Below are 17,925 nucleotides of genomic sequence, written 5' to 3'. Positions count from 1 at the left end.
TTGTCTACACGCTGAAACCCCTGTAGAGTAAACAGGGGTTTTCTTTTACGACTCCAAAGACTTTTTTTGTTTCAATAATGCTTGAAATGTCTCTTCAAGCTCTTGCGACGGCTCAATACTTAAACGGCTGAGCACTTCAGACAGCTGCATATCAATTAACAGAAGCTCCTCTTCTCTATTTGTTACAGCTGGTTTTTCTTCCTTTTGTTTATAGGCTTCATATGTGCCGTCAAATCCTTCAATACGTTCCTCATGAATATGGAAAATACGAGTGGCAACCTCTTCAATCAGCCTGCGATCGTGGGAAACAAACACAACGGTACCTGGGTAATCCTTCAATAGACCTTCAAGTGCTTCAACTGCCGCCAGATCTAAAAAGTTCGTCGGTTCATCCAGCATGAGAACATTGGCGTCACTGACGAGTAAGGACGCAAGCATCGTCTTCACCCGTTCTCCCCCGCTTAATACCTCAACAGGCTTATGCACATCATCTCCTCTAAATCCTAGTCTCGCCAAAACCGTTCGAACCACTGTCTCATCTTGAACTGCCTCTTTCAGCGCATTTTGTAAAATCGATTCATCTACCTTCAATCCTGACAGATCCTGACGAAAATAGGCTAGCTTGACAGCCTCTGAACGAGTAACTCCGGGATGTCCATTCACTAACATACGGAGAAATGTCGTTTTGCCGCTCCCGTTCTTTCCGATAATGGCAACCTTGTCTCCGCCCCTCACTTCCACATTCGCCTGCCTCCAAAGCACTTTATCTCCCGCCTTGCCATCTACATTTTCCACTCTCAAAATGGTACGGCTTGCTGTTTCCTTCATCGTATGCTGAGTCATTTGAATAGGCTGAATGTCCTTTACCTTCTCCACCTTTTCTAATTTCTCCATCCTTGTTTCAATGGATTTGGCTGTTTTTTGCAGTTTTTTTTGCTTATTTGCATAGTAGGGCTTTGCAATTTTAGGTCCTGAGGATTTCACCTTTTGGGAGGGCTTTGTCGCTTTGTCCGCCTTTTTCTTTTTCTTTTCAAGTGCATGCTCTAACTGTTTTTTCTTTTGTGTATAGGCTTCATACGCTTCCACCTGCTGACGATGTGCCAGCTCTTTTTGCTGTGCAAAATGTGTGTAATTGCCTTTGTAATGATGTAGCTTCCCATGATCCAGCTCCCAAATCTCCGTACATATTGCATCTAAAAAAGCACGATCATGTGAAACAACAATGAGAGCTCCTTGATAATGACGCAGCTTATCTTCTATCCACTCAATATGCTCCGTATCCAAATGAGTGGTCGGTTCATCTGCTAATAAAAGGGCAGACGGCCGGCTTAATGCTCTTTCAATATAAGCCTGGGTCATTTCACCGCCACTCTGTCTGCCGTCTCCTTGTTTCAATTGAGGAAGCAGCGTACAGACCGCTGTGGCGGCAACTGTGCCGCTGTCTGGTGTTTCCTGCCCCGCCAGCACATGCAATAAAGTCGTTTTCCCACTGCCATTTGTCCCTACAAGACCAATGCGATCACCTTGATGGATGGCTAGCTCCTCAATATCAAATAACAAGCGATCTTTTCTAAATACCTTTAACTGATTGGCTTTTAGTAACATCCAATCCTCTCCTTTCGTATCAGGAGACATGAAAAAGCCTCCTATTCTCAGAATAGGAGGCAAAATGGTGTACAAAAATAAGCGGATTGATCCAGCAGTATGTGTGCCGTTCATATTCAAACACACACATCCCACGTATCAATCACCTTATTCTTTGAATCCCAAGCTGTACCATCCTATTCCGAAGCTAAAAAATGAAAACGCAGCAAACATGGCAAACTGATCGTTTGCTCACTGCCTTCGTTCGTTCATTTTGCTTACAGGTCATAGGATTAGTACTTCATTGCATTGGGTCACCCTTCCGTCGTTTGTTACGTATACGATAAAAGATTGGTTATTTTTTGTCAAGCGGGATTCCATTTGAATATGGCAGCCACCTTTGAAAAAACGTTATCTATTGAGTCTGTTTCGCTTGTATGAATTGGTCGATCACCTTTAATGCTTTTTCTGTTCCACCTGCTGCTTGGAAGCTTTCTTCAATTTTCTCAATCCCCGCACGGTACGTGTCACTGCCTAAAACCTTCTCAACAGTTTCTCTTAGCTGCTTTGGTGTCAGCTGATCTTTATCAAGTGTACAGGCAGCAGATAATTCGGTCAGTCTTTGTGCCACCATCGGCTGATCTTTGTCGACTGGAATGACGACCATCGGAACGTGGTAATGAATACCTTCATTGACACTATTCATCCCGCCGTGCGTTATAAACACATCTGTCAGTTCGAGCACTTCAAGCTGCGGCACATAAGGCTCGATCAGAAAATGAGCAGGCGCCTCTTTTAAGAGAGAACGATCTACTTTTTCACCTGTTGCGATAATCACTTTTCCGTCAAAGTCTTCGAAAGCATCTATACACATATTAAAAAATGCTTCTGTATCCCCAAGAACGGTGCCCATGGAAATAAAAACGACTTTTTCTTGCTCAAGTGCTTCCAGCGGGAAATCATGCTGGTCGGCTCTTTTTAGAAAGCTCGGTCCAATGAAGACAAACGAATCGTTTAACGAATCAACAGACGGCTGGAAATATTCACTTGTATAGACGATATTCAGTTCTCCACGGTTTTTCATAAATTGCATCAAACGCGTTGGCTGAACGCCAAAACGCTCTTGTATTTTTTCTAACAGATGATCGGCTTTCTCATCCTTTCTGTATAGCGGTGTATCAAAATGCGCCTCTTGCAGCACAAAAGATGGGTTGGACCCAATGCTCGGAATGTGCAAATAATCTCGAACAAGCTCCCCTGCCCCAAACATATCAAAGTAAACCAAATCAAATGAATGATTCTCGGAAAGTGTTTCCACCACCTCTAAAATATCATATGATGTTTGCAGCATGGCATGAAAGAACGGCTGCATAGAATCTATATCTCCTTCTTCCACATGTAATGTCCGAATATAGTCTGGATGTATATGTACGTGAGCGCCTAAGCGTTTGATCCGTTCCTCATAATGTACAGTTGTGACCGCATGCACTTCATCGCCTCGATCCGCCCATGCTTTAATCATTCCTAACATAGGGTTCACGTGTCCTTCAGCTGGAAACGTAATCAATAAAATCTTCGCCACAAGAAATTCCTCCTCATTGTCAATTCCCTTCCATGTTAATCATATACAGTAAGCCGGCTCAACAAATACGCCTGAAAAGGGAAGAAATGAGTCTTACGTCCAGTATTTCATGGAGGGACATGAACATAACGCCTTCTCACGAGCAAACATCCAATATAACCCTTTATTATTTATTCTTGTATAATTAGTCATAATATTATTTTCAGCTTCATATTGGAGGGATATTTTGTGAAAGTCTTGGAGAAATACAGTTATTTAATTATCATTCTTTGTCTAGCGGCAATGATCGTGGCAAACTTCACTGTGAATGACAATACAATAAAAAATACTGTATCCGTGATTGGATTTATCATTGTTCTCCTTACAATTATACCTGCGGTTATTTACAGGAAAGACCAAAAAGGCAGGTAACCCCTTTATAGCAATAACCCCCATTCTTAAGTTAAGAGTGGGGGCTATTTTATTATATACGGATAGATGTTGCTGGCTTGCAACCAGATCATTTTTTCACTTCCCTCACCCTAGTGAACGATAAACCCGAATGAACACAAAAAAACCTCTCTCCATATGAAGAGGGGTTCATGAAAGACCTTTATCATCGTAAGCAAGGTCAGATACGCGCTCGGAGGGATTCGAACCCCCGGCAGACGTGGTACCGGAAACCACCGCTCTATCCAACTGAGCTACGAGCGCACGATATGTTTTTTGAACGTCAGCATATCAAATTATAAGGGAAATGCTGCAAGAAAGCAATGATTAATCATTCGTCATGAGATGTATTTTCTTACTTTGTATTCATACACTAATATGATGGTTTGAAGTGGAATGATTTTGGGGAAAATGGATAGGGGTATTTGAATTTAGGTCAGCGTTTTGTTTGACCTTTATTGACCAAAAATGTATCATTGAATTACATACTTACCTAAAAGGTGAAGGAGGAACATTATGAATTTAATACCTACAGTCATTGAGCAAACAAATCGTGGGGAAAGAGCTTACGACATTTATTCTCGTCTTTTAAAAGACCGTATTATCATGCTTGGTTCTGCGATCGATGACAATGTTGCCAACTCCATCGTGTCACAGCTGCTTTTCTTAGAAGCTGAAGATCCAGAAAAAGATATTTCTATCTACATTAACAGCCCTGGCGGTTCAATCACAGCTGGTATGGCCATTTACGATACGATGCAATTTATTAAACCAAAGGTATCAACTATTTGTATTGGTATGGCTGCATCTATGGGTGCGTTCCTGCTTGCTGCTGGAGAAAAAGGTAAGCGTTATGCTCTTCCAAACAGTGAAGTCATGATTCACCAACCACTCGGTGGTGCCCAAGGTCAAGCAACAGAAATTGAAATTGCGGCAAAACGAATCCTTTCCTTACGCGATAAACTGAACCAAGTACTTGCTGAACGTACTGGTCAGCCAATTGAAGTCATTGAGCGCGATACAGATCGTGACAACTTCAAAACAGCGGAAGAAGCACTTCAATACGGACTCATTGACAAAGTCTTGACCCGTAATACAGAAGACCAAAAATAATGATCACAACACAAACCGTCTGTTCCTTGAACAGACGGTTTTTTGTCATTGACATATACTTTAAGACAGCTCCGTCCATTTCTGCTGAAGAGACGGTGTTTGATAAGAAGCCATCTGCGTGATTAATTCCTCCGGTTCACTCGAAGCATGTAACAATTGAAGGTGTGATTCATTCGAAAAACCTTCTTGTATACTAAATTTCACCATGTCTATGAGCGGGTTGAAGTAGTCATTCACTTGATACAATCCAATCGGCTTTTGATGGATGCCGATTTGTGCCCAGCACAGCACCTCAAATAATTCTTCATATGTACCAAAGCCGCCTGGCATCGCAATAAACCCATCGGCCAGCTCGCCCATTTTTGCTTTTCGTTCATGCATGCCTGTTACCTCAATTAGCTCTGTCAGCTCTTGATGCACGACTTCTCCTCTAAAAAGTCCCTTAGGCATGACCCCGATCACTTGCCCGCCATGTCTCATGACCTCATCGGCAATCGCGCCCATTAACCCAATACGCGATCCGCCGTAAACAAGACGAATGCCCTGCTTCGCCATATAAGCACCCAGCTCTACAGCCTTTTGTTTATAGACATCATTTACACCTGGATTCGAACCAGCAAACACACAAATCGTTTTCATCAAAACAGCCCCATCTCTCTCTATGATTTCTTCACCCACTCATTCTACTATAATGATTTGTAAAGAAACAGCCATTTCTTCTATATATAGTGTAAAATCAAAAGAGTGAACACCATATAAGGAGCTGTAAAGAGAGAATGCAAACAACTGAGATGGAGAAGTGGATCAAGGATTTTTATCAAACGAGAAATTGGACAGAATACGGACCGTTTATCCGGTTAGGCTTCTTAATGGAAGAAACGGGAGAACTCGCTCGAGCTGTTAGAGCAATAGAAATCGGACGAGACCGGCCTGATGAGCAGAGACAGGAATCATCTGAGCTGAAGAAAGAACTCATTGAAGAAATGGGAGATGTTTTAGCAAATCTCCTCATTTTAGCGGATCAATATGATGTCACAGTAGAAGAGATCTTCAGCGCTCATCAACAAAAACTCACAAAGCGTTTTTCTGGAGAAAAAGAGCCAGTAAAAAACACGTGACCAAGCTGTCACGTGTTTTTTACGCCTTAAAGATGCTGTGGTGAAATGTCATCCGTTCGTTCAAAGAAATGCTGTTTTCCGATATGATGGAATAGTCCCGTTCGATGCAAAAGCTCCTTAGGCTGTGATTGAAGTCCAACGATCATCAGCTTTCCATTATGATGCTTTAACCGATTGGAGATATTCATTAGAACCGCTTCTGCCGATGTGTCCATGTAATTGACTTTATTCATAAGCAGAATGAGCGTTTTCGGTTTTGTTTGAACATGATCCAATATCGAATTTTCTAATGAATCTGTTGTTCCGAAAAAGAGCGGCCCTTCAATGGAATACATACTGATCCCTTTCTCCTCTGTCTGTTTTTCTAAAGCAGCTGCTGTTTCCATTTGAGGAACGGCGACATTTGTATGGATATTGGTCGTCTGGCTCATTTTTTTGATAAAGGCGATAAACGCTAAAATGAGACCAGCAGTGACGCCAATAATCAAATCACCGATCACTGTGAGCAGGAAGGTCACGACCAGTACAAGCGAATCAGCATTTTTCACTTTCAAAATATTGATAAACTCTTTTCTCTCACTCATATTCCAAGCAACAAACATTAAAATCGGTGCCATTGCAGCAAGTGGAATCATCGACGCATACGGCGCAAATACCATTAAGATCAGCAAGACGACAACGCCATGCACCACACCAGAAATCGGACTTGCCCCGCCATTTTTTATGTTCGTGGCCGTTCGGGCAATAGCTCCCGTCGCTGGAATTCCTCCGAAAAGCGGTGCCGCCATATTGGCAATTCCTTGCCCCACAAGCTCTTTATTGCTGTCATGCTTAGAGCCTTTCATATTATCAGCGACCATTGCGGATAAAATCGATTCCACGCCGCCTAAAAGCGCAATGACAATTGCTGGAGGCAGGAGGTATATCATTTTTTCAATCGTCAATTCAGGAAAAGCGAAGGTTGGCAGCTGACGAGGGATTTCACCATATGCAGAGCCAATCGTTTCAACTTGTCCTTGAAAAAAGAGAACGGCTAGAAACGTAGAAGCCAATAAACCTAATAGAGCACCAGGTATTTTGGGAATGTATTTTTGTGCCGCCAAAATCACGATGAGCCCGATGACGGCTGTGATAATGGCGAGACTGTTTGTGGTACCAAGATGCACCACGATTTCTCTCATATTGAGGAAAAAGCTTTCATGTTTTTCAACACCCTTTAATCCGAGGAAGTTGGCAATCTGTCCTGAAAAAATAATGACAGCAATGCCAGCAGTAAAACCGATGATAACCGGACGAGGAATAAATTTCATGAGCTTTCCTAGTTTGAATATTCCGAATAATACAAGCATACAGCCTGCCATAAAACCGGCAATGAGCAAGTTTTCAATACCGTACTGGCTGACGATCCCGAATAAAATTGGAACAAACGCCCCGGTCGGCCCGCCGATCTGATACTTTGAACCACCAAACAATGAAATCAAAATGCCGGCAACGATGACTGTGTATAATCCATATTCTGGTCCGACACCAGATGCAATGGCAAATGCCATGCCTAAAGGAATTGCCACAACGCCCACGACAAGCCCAGCGATTAAATCGCGTCTAAACTTTGATGAATTGTACCCTTCAAATCTTCCATAAAAACGCATGGTATGTGTTGGCCTCCTTCAAGTATGTGTAGATGATTTAGGTATACTGTGGGTCAATTTGTTTGTCTTTCACTACGACATCCAGCTTTCCTGTCGCTGGGTGAATCACCAGTCCATGAACTGCCACATCACTTGGCATCAGTGGATGCTCTTTCACTAATTTCACACTTTGGGCCACGCTTTCTTCAACTGAATCAAAGCCTGTCAGCCAGCCCTTTAAATCAACTCCTGAGTTTTTCACAATGCTTAAGCATTTCTCTTCGATTCCGCGTGCTTTCGCCTTTTCAAGTAAAGGGTCCGCCGCAAGACCTGCCATTCCGCATTCATGATGCCCTACAATGCATACTTCCTCTGCCTTTAGTTCATAGATAGCTAGCAGGATACTCCGCATCACACTGCCGAACGGATGTGTCACGATGGCGCCTGCATTCTTAATGATTTTTGCATCCCCGTTGCGCAGACCCATAGATTGCGGCAATAATTCCAAAAGACGGGTATCCATGCACGTTAAAATAACCAGTTTTTTCTCAGGAAATTTTCCCGCTTTGTAAGGCTCATAATGTCTCTCATTCACAAACTCTGAATTGTGCTGAAGAATCTGTTCTAATTTTGACTCCATTTTGCCATCTCCCATCTTTTTTTAAGTAACGTAAGCTCGTTTCTGTCCTCCTTTTCTTTCTTGTGTTCTCAAGAATAGAGAAGAAAAATGATAGAAAAAAAAGAAAAAAATGAGAAAACGATGAGAAGAAATATCATCATTTTCTCTATTTTACGCTGCATCCCAACGGCTTCGCGGGTTTGTTTTTAATCTATTGTTCTCATCACACCAAAAGACAATAAAATGGTTTAGTAGAAAATGACCATCCCGTTTAATACATTTCAAATATAATAAATTTTCTATCAAAAAGTCTCGATCTATTTTCCAGTTTGTCAGATAATCTCTCGTAATTTTTTGCAATTTCATATGTCTCATCTACTATCAGCTTATTTTTATATAGATAAAAAATGCATCAGATGGCATAAGAATCTACTTTTTCACTAAGAAAATGTCTTTCTTTACCGTTATTTCAGTATATTAAATATTGAGCTGCTAATATTCAAACGTGTTCTGCCGAAATCGTTGCTTTATAATAAAAGGAGTAAGATGACCAAGTGAAAGGAGCGAATTGACTGTGACACCACACATTTTTGTCGCCAAACCCTTGCCTGCCTCTTTTGAGGAAATGCTAAAGGAACATTGTACATACGAGGTTTGGCAATCCAAAGACCCTATTCCAAGAGACATGTTGTTTGAGAAGCTGCAGCACGCTGATGGTCTTTTAACGTCTGGAACAAAAATCGATCAAGAGCTGTTAGATCACGCACCAAAACTCAAGGTGGTGAGCAATAACTCTGTCGGCTATGACAATTTTGATATAGAAGCGATGAGGCAAAGAGGCGTGATTGGTACGCATACTCCTTATACGCTCGATCATACCGTGGCTGACCTTGCCTTTTCGCTCATTCTCTCCTCTGCGCGAAGAATCGCCGAGCTTGACCGTTTTATCCGTGAAGGAAAATGGACGAAATTCGTACAGGAAGAAGAGATCTTTGGCATTGACGTACATCACCAAACGCTCGGTATTATTGGCATGGGACGTATCGGAGAACAAGTGGCCAAACGGGCAGCACATGGTTTTGATATGAACGTTCTTTATCATAACCGAAGCCGGAATGAAAAGGCTGAATCGGCGTATGGCGCTGTCTATTGTGCACTTGATGATCTTTTAAAACAAGCTGATATCATCGTGTTGATTACACCGCTGACCGAGGAAACATATCATATGATTGGGGAACGAGAATTGAAGTTAATGAAGCAAACGGCTTTATTTGTAAACATTTCCCGCGGGAAAACAGTGGATGAACAAAGCCTCATTCAAGCACTTCAGGAGGGATGGATCAAAGGCGCTGGTCTTGATGTGTATGAGCAGGAACCGCTTCAAGAGGATCATCCTTTCAAAGAGATGAACAATGTCACCCTAGCCCCTCACATCGGTTCCGCTACTGAAACAACAAGGGATCTCATGCTAAAACGAGCCATTCATAATGTGATTCATGGAATAGATGGGAAGGCGCCTGTTGATGTTGTGAAGGAGCTTGCTTCATCTTGAACTGAAAAGACGCAGAAACTGCGTCTTTTTATTTATTTCTTTAGGAGACATCAGGAGAAAAGCCTCATTTTAGCAAAGATCCTGATTCTTTACATTTCCTTCATGTTCGGGTGCTATAATATGAGCTAGACAAGCATCAAGAGGACGGCATCCGATTTCCTTAATAGGAGGATGAAGATGAAAAGATTGAGTTCGGTTTTTACTATGTTCGCTCTGATCGCTGCTATTCTGTTTTCTGGATTTGTCCCACAGCAAGCTCATGCAGAAACACCTCTTACACCAACAGCCACAACTGAAACTGCTTCTATTCAGCTCACGCCAGATGTGCGCACCCTTGCCGTCATTAATACGTTTGATGGTGTAGCAGATTATTTAATTCGCTATAAACGACTGCCTGATAACTACATTACGAAATCACAAGCAAGTGCTCTCGGATGGGTGGCATCTAAGGGAAATCTAGCCGAGGTGGCGCCAGGTAAAAGCATTGGTGGAGATATTTTCTCAAACCGGGAGGGACGTCTTCCTTCAGCAAGCGGCCGAACATGGCGTGAGGCAGACATCAACTACGTTTCAGGCTTCCGCAATGCAGACCGTCTTGTGTATTCAAGCGACTGGCTCATTTACAAAACAACAGACCATTATGCGACTTTCACACGTATTCGATAATCAATAAAAAAGACAGCCCTATTTGATCTGGGGCTGTCTTTTCATATGGTGGTTTACGGTATAAGCTTTTTTACGTAATCCTCAAAAGGAATCGGAAGCGGCTTTTTCGATACTTCTTCATGTTCATGTGTGGTGACATGATCCTCAGTAACGATCACACGTCCTGTTGGCGTGAGCTTTGACGCAAGCGGTCTTTTGTTAAATGGAGAGGATTCATTTTCATAAATCTCGTGTCTCATTTGGGCTAATACAGACTCGTCCACCTCGTTCAATGTAAAAGCATAGCCTGTTTCAGCGCCATCTCCCTTATCTAATTGGAGCAGATGTGTCCCTTTTTCGGTTTCCTCAGCTTTGACGCGAAACCGCATTGACGCTCCTTTCACCCAATCTCCTGTAAAAGGCACAGGCTGAAGAGGTAAATTCACACCAAATCCCGCATCAATGAGGAAGCGTTCGTTGTGATGCTTCAACATGATGGCTACGTGCGTGCCATCAATTGCCCACGTATCCGCTTCTTTGTTATACACTGTGCCTTGAAGAAGCTGTACAGAGAGTCCTGCCTCTTTTAACACATAGTATAAGAGAGGATTGAGATCGTAACAAAGACCTCCTCTGTTTTCTTCAAGTAGATGTTGCTTCAACCCTTCTTGATTCAAAGCGTAGGATTGTTTGTTCAAAACAGATCTATTTTCGAATGGAAAGGTATAGGCCATTTTTTTTAATAATACAGGCAAGTCTTTAAAGGTGATGGACTGGCCTTCATATCCGACCTTCTGTAAAAAAGCTGATTGAATCATGACATTCCCTCCTAAAAAAACTGAGCCTTTGAAGAGACTCAGTTTTCTTGATTGACAAAATCTGTTAACGCCTCAATGGCTTCTTGTTCATCTGCACCATCTGCAATCAGTGTGACAGTAACCCCAGAGCTGATCGCAAGACTCATGAGACCCATAATGCTTTTCGCATTGACTTTTTTCCCATCTTTCTCTAGAAAAATATCAGCACCAAAGCGATTGGCTTCTTGGACGAACAAAGCAGCTGGACGTGCCTGCAAGCCTGTTTTCAGCTGGATGGTGACCGTTTTTTCCACCATATGATCTGCCTCCCTTTTTCATTCTCCTATTTGAGTGTAACAGCTTGTCCGTTTCGTAATTGTTCTGCGATTTGATCTAGCTTTCTTAAACGGTGGTTAATCCCTGACTTGCTGATCTTGCCGCTTTCCACCATTTCTCCAAGTTCTTTCAGCGTGACCTCTTGATAGTCGACTCGCAGTTTGGCAATTTCACGAAGCTTTTCCGGCAGGGCATCAAGCCCAATTTTTTCATCAATGAATTGAATGTTCTCGACCTGACGCAGTGATGCACCTATCGTTTTATTCAAGTTTGCTGTTTCACAATTGACGAGCCGGTTGACGGAGTTCCTCATATCTCGGACGATCCGCACATCTTCAAAGCGAAGCAGTGAGTTATGAGCACCCACAACGCTTAAGAATTCCGTGATTTTTTCTGCTTCCTTCATGTACGTAATGTACCCTTTTTTGCGCTCAAGTGTTTTACTATTGAGATGAAATTGATTCATCAGCTCACAAAGGGCATCATTATGTTCTTTATATAGTGAAAAAATCTCAAGGTGATAGGAGGACGTTTCTGGGTTATTCACAGAACCGCCTGCTAAAAAAGCACCTCTCATATAGGAGCGCTTGCAGCATCTTTTCTTCACAAGTTCTTCTGAAATATTGCGCTCAAATACAAATTGCTCACCTAATATTTTTAAATCCTCTAAAATGGTTTTCGCTCGTTCTACCAGTCTGACAATATACACGTTATTCTTTTTCAATCTCATTTTTTTACGGACGAGCAGTTCGACTGTCACATCGTATTTCTTTTTGAGCAGCGTATAAATCCGTCTTGCAATGGCTGCGTTCTCTGTCTGTATATCTAAAATCAATTTTCGATTAGAGAAAGATAATGAACCGTTCATACGGATGAGGGCAGAAAGCTCTGCTTTTGTGCAGCAGTCCTTCACGTCCAGATTAGTCAGCTCTTTTTTTGTTTCGGATGCAAATGACATCCTTGCCACCCCCATTCCTATTTTTTCTGTTGCAGCAGATCGACAAGCAGCGAGGCTACTTTCAGCGTGTCATGACGAATGACATGCTGGTCATATGTAATGATTTCTCCAGGAATCACTTCTAGTCCCATTGCTTTCAGTGCATCTGTGTCGAATTGGACAGGCTGTGCCTGTTCTTCTGCATATTTTGCTTTGATTTCTTCTGGAATTTCTTTATTGTTCACAAAAATCGTATCGATAAATGGACGATCCATATGATCATTTAATGCCTGAACATGATCAGCTGCACTGTAGGAAAGCGTTTCCCCCGGCTGCGTCATGACATTGCATATATACACTTTTTTCGCCTTAGAGCGAATCACTTCTTCTCCAATATGCGGGACAAGCAAGTTTGGCAAAATACTCGTATACAGGCTGCCAGGCCCAATGACGATTAAATCCGCCTCACGAATGACTTGAATGGATTCTGGCAGCGGTTCAATCGTATCGGGTGTGAGGAACACTCGTTTAATTCGCTTACCATAGGTAGGAATTTTCGATTCTCCTGTCACCATTTGCCCATTTTCTAATTCCGCATGAAGAACAACACTTGAGTTCGCTGCTGGCAATACTTTTCCTCTCACATTTAAAACCTTGCTCATTTCAGTGACGGCATGAAAAAAATCACCGGTTATATTTGTCATGGCCGCAAGAATGAGGTTGCCGAGTGAGTGGCCTGTTAAGTCATTCCCTTTGTTAAAACGGTGCTGAAATAAATCTTCTACAAGCGGTTCAACATCAGAGAGAGCCGCAAGGACATTTCGAATATCACCTGGAGGGGGAATATTCAAATCATGCCGCAGTCTGCCTGAGCTGCCTCCGTCATCAGCAACCGTTACTATAGCGGTAATGTCCACCGGCTTCGTTTTAAGCCCTCTGAGCAAAACAGATAAGCCAGTGCCGCCGCCAAGAATGACCACCTTTGGTAGTGTCGTCATCTATTTTCTGCTTCTCTTTTCAATGTCCCGGTGAGTGACATGTGTATAGTAATCGTTTTTAAAATACTCCGATAAATAGTTGGCCAGTGTCACAGATCGATGCTGTCCGCCTGTACAGCCGATGGCAATCACAAGCTGGCTTTTTCCTTCTCGTTTATAGGACGGAAGCATAAAGCTGAGGAGATCGATTAATTTCTCTGTGAATTTTTGTGTTTCAGTCCATTTCATCACATAGGAGCGCACTTCTTCATCGTTTCCAGTCTGTGGACGCATGCTCTCAATATAGTAAGGATTCGGTAGGAATCTCACGTCAAAGACAAGATCAGCATCAATCGGCAGACCGTATTTAAAGCCAAAGGACATCACGTTTACTGTAAACACCTGCCCTTGATTCGTGGCAAAGTGCGTGACAATTTTTTCTCGCAGCTGTTTTGGTTTTAAATCCGATGTATCAAAAATCATTTGAGACCGGCCTTTTAACTCCTCTAACAGCTCGCGCTCCATTGCAATTCCTTCAAGCGGCAAACCTGTTGTCGCAAGGGGATGCGAACGTCTCGTTTCTTTGTATCTTGAGACAAGTACCTTATCATTTGCATCTAAAAATAGAATCCTTGGCGTGATCCAGTCAAGATCACTCATTTCATCTAACGCGGCAATTAAACTGTCAAAAAATTCACGTCCGCGCAAATCCATCACAAGAGCGACCTTGCTCATCTTGGAATTCGATTCCTTCATGAGCTCTAAGAACTTCGGTAAAAGTGATGGCGGCAGGTTATCAACACAAAAGTAGCCTAAATCTTCAAAGCTTTGAATGGCGACGGTTTTCCCCGCACCTGACATTCCTGTAATAATCACAAGCTGAATATCTTCTTGTTTGTGTGTATTCATGCCTGCTTCCTCTCCTTCTTTATGAAAACGGTTCATGTATTATTCTCCCTGAGGATCTAACCGATAAGCAATCAACTCAAAGTCGGGTGTATACGTAAAAGTGCCGTGCAGAAGTCCCTTTCCTTTAAGCATGAAATCAAGAATATGGGAATCTCCTGGGGCCATCGGCAAATGAGGCACATCCTTTACGTCATGCCACTTTAAAATGCCTTCCTCTGACTCTGTTACGTTTTTTCCGGTAAATGAATCTGCCATAAAGGTGAACATCATCCACTCTTGAACGATTTGATCGCCTTCTTTTATGATAAAGGTAAAAACACCTTTCAGCTGCGGATTTAAAATATAAATACCTGTTTCTTCTCTATATTCTCGAACGACTGAATCCTTGACCGATTCTCCGCTTTCCATTTTGCCGCCCGGTGCTACCCACCAGCCCCGTCTTGGCTTTTGCAGCAAGAGAACTTGATCTTCGTGATGCAGCACACAATTCGTTACTCGTTGCATCAGCTGTCACCTACTCTTTTATGTCTTTAACTTATTATACAGGTTCAACCTGACTCCCACAATGAACATGCCCGTTCTTCCCCGAAAACAGACCGGTTTTCGTTTGAATCGTGTAACGGGCCATTTCTCTACTCTTTATTTTACAGCATCTAATGGTTCTCCATGCGTCATTTGTGAACATCTCGTGAATTTCTGATTTTAGGCAAAAAAAAGGACACGGATTCACATCCGTGCCAAACATGTATTCCTTATAAAAGGGGGTCAATTACTAGTTTCATCATAACTGAAAATTATTTCACCCGTGTTACATTCCAGTTAAAAGCCCATGACGCTATATTAAGGATTTACGACAGCCTTTTATTTCGTTGCTTTGAGTTTTTCAGCAAGCTCTTCTACATAATGCTGTGCGCTTTGTGCTGCAATACTTCCGTCACCTGTTGCTGTCACAATTTGACGAAGTGTTTTTTCTCGAATGTCACCAGCGGCAAAAATACCTTCCACTCTTGTTTCCATTCTTTCGTTTGTCTCGATGTAGCCTTCTTTATTTGTAATGCCGAGATTTTCAAATGGTTTAGACAGTGGCAGCATGCCGATATAGATAAAGGCACCGTCTGTTTTAAAGTCTTCTTCTTCACCAGTCACCGTATCAACCAATGTCACACTGCCGACTTTCCCGTTTTCTTCATTGATCTGTTTGACGGTTTTGTTCCACTTGAAGTCAATTTTTTCATTATCAAAGGCGCGTGCTTGTAAAATGCTTTGTGCACGAAGTTTATCGCGTCTATGGATAATCGTTACTTTAGAAGCGAAGCGTGTGAGATACACACCCTCTTCTACCGCAGAATCACCGCCCCCGATGACGACAAGCTCTTTGTTTTTAAAGAAAGCCCCGTCACATACTGCACAATATGATACGCCGCGGCCGCCAAGTTCTTTTTCACCTGGTGCACCGATTTTTTTATATTCAGCCCCTGCAGCGATAATGACAGAGCGTCCTTTGTATTCTTTTGAACCGGCTTTGACGATTTTATATTCTTCACCGTTCACGATTTCTTTAATATCGCCATATGCATACTCTGCACCGAATTTCTTCGCATGCTCAAACATTTTATTTGAAAGTTCCGGCCCTAAAATACTTTCAAAGCCAGGATAGTTCTCGACATCTTCCGTATTTGCCATTTGTCCGCCTGGAATTCCTCTTTCAATCATTAATGTTGAAAGATTTCCCCGTGATGTATAAACAGCGGCTGTCATTCCGGCAGGACCCGCTCCAATGATGATCGTATCGTAGATTTTTTCTTCTGACACAACTGTCACTCCCTCTTCAATTGCTGCTCGCATTTCTTATTAGAATGCCCTTGGGTGATGCTTCCATTCATGACAGAGAGCATCATTTCCACTCTTAGCTTTTATTCCTTACCCATATCCTATTAAATCTGCGGGGAATAAGCGAATCATTTGCTCATATCTTCAAAAAAAGAAAAAGCTTCCTTAAACTGCTGTTTAAGGAAGCCTGTTTACGGTTATATAAAAAGTAATGATTTATTCAACGACTCTTCTTACAACGCCATTGAAAGCTTTTTTCCAGTATACGTTGTTCATTGAGTCAACTGAAACACCGCGAGAGCTGTTATCGTTCAAGAATGAACCGTTTCCTAAGTAAATACCAACGTGTCCATTTACTTTATACGTATCAAAGAACACAAGGTCTCCGCGTTTCATGTCAGATGCACTTACAGCTCTTCCTTTACCTACAAGCGTATCTGTTGTTGTACCGCCAACTGGTCCAAGGTTGATACCTGCTGATGCAAATGCCCAGCGAACGAATGAAGAACAGTCAAAACGACGTGCGTCAATATCGGCTTGTGATCTGCCGCCGCCCCATTTATATGGAGATTGTCCAACAATCGTAGAACCTGTGCTGATCGCACCTTCAATTCCGCCTACGTTACTGCTGACAGGTGATCCGCCGCCAGAAGATGGCTTCTTGCTTGGTGCACTGCTGTTGCTGTTATTGTTGTCATTAGAAGATGATCCACTGTTACTTGAAGACGGGCTGCTATCGTTATTTGAGCTGTTGCCTTCCGCTTGGACACTAGCTTGACGCTGCTGCTGTTGTCTTTGCGCTTTTTCTTCTTTTGCTTTTTGAGCTGCTTCTCTTGCTTCTTTTTCAGCTTGTTTTTGTGCAGCGATTGTTGCGTCTTTTTCAGATGCAATGCTGTTAGCCTCACTGTTTAACTCGCTGATTTCAGAAAAAGCACTTCCTTTTTGCTTTTTCACTTGCTTGAATAGCTTGTCTTTTTCATCAAGCTGTTTATTCAAGTCTGATTGAAGCGTTTCAAGCTTTGCAAGTGTGTTTTGCACATTTTCAAGCTTTGTGTTTAATTCGTTTTCAGACTTTTGAAGTTCTGCTTTGTCTTTTTCCTGCTCTTTAATGATTTCACTGTCTGCGTTGATCAGTGTAGATACTGCACCTGCACGGCTGATGAAATCGCTAAAGCTTTTTGCTCCTAGTAATACATCTATGTATTTCGTAGAACCGCCGCTCTCTTGAAGGGCACGTACACGCTTTTTCAAGAACTCGTTTCTTTCTTCAATACGTTTTTCTGTATCAGCAATTTCTTTTTTCAGTGCTTTGATTTCTTTTTTTGTTTTTTCATTTTCTTTTTGTTTTTCTTCGATTTGATCACTTGTTTTTAAAGCTTTCTCATCAATATCTTTAAGCTTTTGAGCAAGTGCCTCTTGTTTTGCTTCAAGCTTTGAAAGCTCTTCTTTTTTCTTTTGAAGGTTCTTGTTTACCTCAGATTGCTTGCTGTCTAGTTCTTGTTTCTTTTGTTCAAAGTTCTGTGCGTTTGCTTCATGCGTAAATGGAATAAATAAACCGCTCGCTCCGATCACCGAAGCTAAACCGAAAGTAATAAACTTTTTCACGAATAGTTCCTCCTTTGACAATTTCCCAAGCGACATTAGAAAGCAGCAAATTCTCTGCGATCAATCTGTGCTCTCTATGTCTTTCTTCCTGATTGTTCAGTCAGATGTTGACCTGATTGTTTCTATCACTAGGTGTTTCATTATGTATAGTAAAATATTTAAATATCTATCTTTGTTTTAATCCACGAGTTTCATTATACATGAGACATCGACAAAATGAGCTAATATTTTTATTACATTTATGTTTCAAAAACATGTCGTGAT

At 42.1% G+C, this 17,925-nt stretch carries 18 protein-coding genes and 1 tRNA gene; 5 read left to right on the top strand and 14 right to left on the bottom strand.

The genetic code is table 11. The annotated features are described in order from the left end of the window. Window positions 1-45: 45 nt before the first annotated feature. Window positions 46-1,605: a ribosomal protection-like ABC-F family protein gene (abc-f, locus tag ASE42_RS03660; protein ID WP_200956591.1), complete on the bottom strand. Its 1,560-nt coding sequence runs from the start codon at window positions 1,603-1,605 to the stop codon at window positions 46-48. A 67-nt stretch (window positions 1,606-1,672) separates the two neighbouring features. Between abc-f and ASE42_RS18900 the strand changes: the two genes are divergently transcribed. Further along, window positions 1,673-1,828, top strand: coding sequence for a hypothetical protein (locus ASE42_RS18900; protein ID WP_156403011.1), 156 nt, complete (start codon window positions 1,673-1,675; stop codon window positions 1,826-1,828). A gap of 171 nt (window positions 1,829-1,999) precedes the next feature. Here the strand turns inward: ASE42_RS18900 and ASE42_RS03655 are convergent, their stop codons facing one another. Next, the gene (locus ASE42_RS03655) at window positions 2,000-3,166 is read right to left on the bottom strand and encodes a macrolide family glycosyltransferase (protein ID WP_056765735.1); all 1,167 of its coding nucleotides are present in this window, start codon (window positions 3,164-3,166) and stop codon (window positions 2,000-2,002) included. A 617-nt stretch (window positions 3,167-3,783) separates the two neighbouring features. Further along, a tRNA-Arg gene (locus ASE42_RS03645) sits at window positions 3,784-3,859 on the bottom strand. A 252-nt stretch (window positions 3,860-4,111) separates the two neighbouring features. On the opposite strand from ASE42_RS03645, the gene clpP reads away from it, so the two are divergent. Beyond that, window positions 4,112-4,708 (top strand): ATP-dependent Clp endopeptidase proteolytic subunit ClpP, encoded by a 597-nt coding sequence (gene clpP, locus ASE42_RS03640; RefSeq protein WP_024427684.1) that lies wholly within the window; start codon window positions 4,112-4,114, stop codon window positions 4,706-4,708. A 60-nt stretch (window positions 4,709-4,768) separates the two neighbouring features. On the opposite strand, the gene ASE42_RS03635 is transcribed toward clpP, so the two are convergent. Beyond that, window positions 4,769-5,347: a TIGR00730 family Rossman fold protein gene (locus ASE42_RS03635; protein ID WP_056765732.1), complete on the bottom strand. Its 579-nt coding sequence runs from the start codon at window positions 5,345-5,347 to the stop codon at window positions 4,769-4,771. Between the two features lie 137 nt (window positions 5,348-5,484). Between ASE42_RS03635 and ASE42_RS03630 the strand changes: the two genes are divergently transcribed. Continuing rightward, on the top strand, window positions 5,485-5,826 hold the full coding sequence (locus tag ASE42_RS03630) for a MazG nucleotide pyrophosphohydrolase domain-containing protein (RefSeq protein WP_024427682.1): 342 nt from the start codon (window positions 5,485-5,487) through the stop codon (window positions 5,824-5,826). A gap of 26 nt (window positions 5,827-5,852) precedes the next feature. On the opposite strand, the gene ASE42_RS03625 is transcribed toward ASE42_RS03630, so the two are convergent. Next, window positions 5,853-7,475: a SulP family inorganic anion transporter gene (locus tag ASE42_RS03625; protein ID WP_024423544.1), complete on the bottom strand. Its 1,623-nt coding sequence runs from the start codon at window positions 7,473-7,475 to the stop codon at window positions 5,853-5,855. Window positions 7,476-7,512: 37 nt separating this feature from the next. Further along, complete coding sequence (locus tag ASE42_RS03620; RefSeq protein WP_024423545.1) at window positions 7,513-8,094, bottom strand: beta-class carbonic anhydrase; 582 nt, start codon at window positions 8,092-8,094, stop codon at window positions 7,513-7,515. Window positions 8,095-8,647: 553 nt separating this feature from the next. Here ASE42_RS03620 and ASE42_RS03615 point away from each other — a divergent pair. Then, window positions 8,648-9,625, top strand: coding sequence for a 2-hydroxyacid dehydrogenase (locus ASE42_RS03615; RefSeq protein WP_024423546.1), 978 nt, complete (start codon window positions 8,648-8,650; stop codon window positions 9,623-9,625). A 177-nt stretch (window positions 9,626-9,802) separates the two neighbouring features. Further along, window positions 9,803-10,291, top strand: a complete 489-nt coding sequence (locus tag ASE42_RS03610; protein ID WP_024423547.1) for a ribonuclease — start codon at window positions 9,803-9,805, stop codon at window positions 10,289-10,291. Window positions 10,292-10,344: 53 nt separating this feature from the next. Here the strand turns inward: ASE42_RS03610 and ASE42_RS03605 are convergent, their stop codons facing one another. From ASE42_RS03605 to ASE42_RS03570, 8 genes are all read right to left on the bottom strand, one after another. After that, complete coding sequence (locus tag ASE42_RS03605; protein ID WP_056765730.1) at window positions 10,345-11,088, bottom strand: arylamine N-acetyltransferase family protein; 744 nt, start codon at window positions 11,086-11,088, stop codon at window positions 10,345-10,347. Between the two features lie 38 nt (window positions 11,089-11,126). After that, on the bottom strand, window positions 11,127-11,384 hold the full coding sequence (locus ASE42_RS03600; RefSeq protein ID WP_056765728.1) for an HPr family phosphocarrier protein: 258 nt from the start codon (window positions 11,382-11,384) through the stop codon (window positions 11,127-11,129). A gap of 26 nt (window positions 11,385-11,410) precedes the next feature. Further along, window positions 11,411-12,361 carry a DNA-binding protein WhiA gene (gene whiA / locus ASE42_RS03595; protein WP_024423550.1) on the bottom strand — a complete coding sequence of 317 codons (951 nt, stop codon included), beginning with the start codon at window positions 12,359-12,361 and terminating at the stop codon, window positions 11,411-11,413. Window positions 12,362-12,378: 17 nt separating this feature from the next. Then, window positions 12,379-13,338 carry a gluconeogenesis factor YvcK family protein gene (locus tag ASE42_RS03590; protein WP_024427676.1) on the bottom strand — a complete coding sequence of 320 codons (960 nt, stop codon included), beginning with the start codon at window positions 13,336-13,338 and terminating at the stop codon, window positions 12,379-12,381. Next, a complete protein-coding gene (gene rapZ, locus ASE42_RS03585) occupies window positions 13,339-14,226 on the bottom strand; it encodes an RNase adapter RapZ (RefSeq protein WP_024423552.1) in 888 nt (295 codons plus the stop codon). 39 nt (window positions 14,227-14,265) lie between these two features. Then, a complete protein-coding gene (locus ASE42_RS03580) occupies window positions 14,266-14,730 on the bottom strand; it encodes an 8-oxo-dGTP diphosphatase (protein ID WP_024423553.1) in 465 nt (154 codons plus the stop codon). Window positions 14,731-15,087: 357 nt separating this feature from the next. Next, window positions 15,088-16,038 (bottom strand): thioredoxin-disulfide reductase, encoded by a 951-nt coding sequence (trxB, locus tag ASE42_RS03575; protein WP_024427675.1) that lies wholly within the window; start codon window positions 16,036-16,038, stop codon window positions 15,088-15,090. A gap of 234 nt (window positions 16,039-16,272) precedes the next feature. Next, window positions 16,273-17,661, bottom strand: coding sequence for an NlpC/P60 family protein (locus ASE42_RS03570; protein WP_056765726.1), 1,389 nt, complete (start codon window positions 17,659-17,661; stop codon window positions 16,273-16,275). Window positions 17,662-17,925: the final 264 nt, after the last annotated feature.

The sequence above is a fragment of the Bacillus sp. Root920 genome (assembly GCF_001429445.1).
Taxonomy (GTDB): domain Bacteria; phylum Bacillota; class Bacilli; order Bacillales; family Bacillaceae; genus Bacillus; species Bacillus safensis.
The sequence above is the reverse complement of the archived record's forward strand: the minus strand, read 5'-3'. Positions and strand labels throughout refer to the sequence as shown.